This is a genomic window from Paraburkholderia sp. RL18-101-BIB-B (assembly GCF_046026985.1).
In the GTDB taxonomy this organism is placed as follows: Bacteria; Pseudomonadota; Gammaproteobacteria; order Burkholderiales; family Burkholderiaceae; genus Paraburkholderia.
Genome location: NZ_JARESV010000186.1, coordinates 1 through 581 on the forward strand (window position 1 = coordinate 1; position 581 = coordinate 581).

The window sequence follows — 581 nt, forward strand, 5'->3', positions numbered from 1 at the left end:
CGACATCTGCTGCTGGCTGTGGTGCACCGCATGCAGTTCCCACCACACGCCGAAACGATGCTGCCAGCGGTGATACCAGTAGCCGGCAAAATCGAGCACGATCAGATAGATCAGGAACGACACGACTGGCTGATCCGTCACGCCTGGCCAGAGGCCGTCGATATTGACGTTCGGTATGTCGTAGATCGATATCAGGCTCTGCCAGTCAAAGAATAGCGGTTGCAACATGAAAAAGAACGCAATATTGATGATGCCGAGCTTGATGATCCACGTGTAGATCACGTCGGCGCGCAGCGCCTTGCGATCCTGCCACAGTTCAATGGGGCGCAGCGCTTCAAGCGGCCGCAACGCAAGATACATCACGACGATTTCCAGCACGCCGATAATCACCCAGTACAGTGCGTCATAGGTGTCTTCATCGTAACCCATCAGGCCGAAGCGATAGAAGAACGGCTGCACGACGTCGACATATAAGAGCGTCTGCAGCACGGACACCATATTGTCGAGTTGTGCGACGATTTCATGAAACATCAGAATCCTCGTGTTTTAGCAGTTCTGCCAGAGCTCATGTAACGGCAAGA

At 53.5% G+C, this 581-nt stretch carries 1 protein-coding gene; it reads right to left on the reverse strand.

Annotated features, from left to right (window positions below; all coding sequences use genetic code 11):
* The coding region (locus tag P0D73_RS46620) for a sterol desaturase family protein (protein ID WP_408436500.1) at positions 1–531 on the reverse strand (531 nt) is incomplete at its 3' end.
* Positions 532–581: the final 50 nt, after the last annotated feature.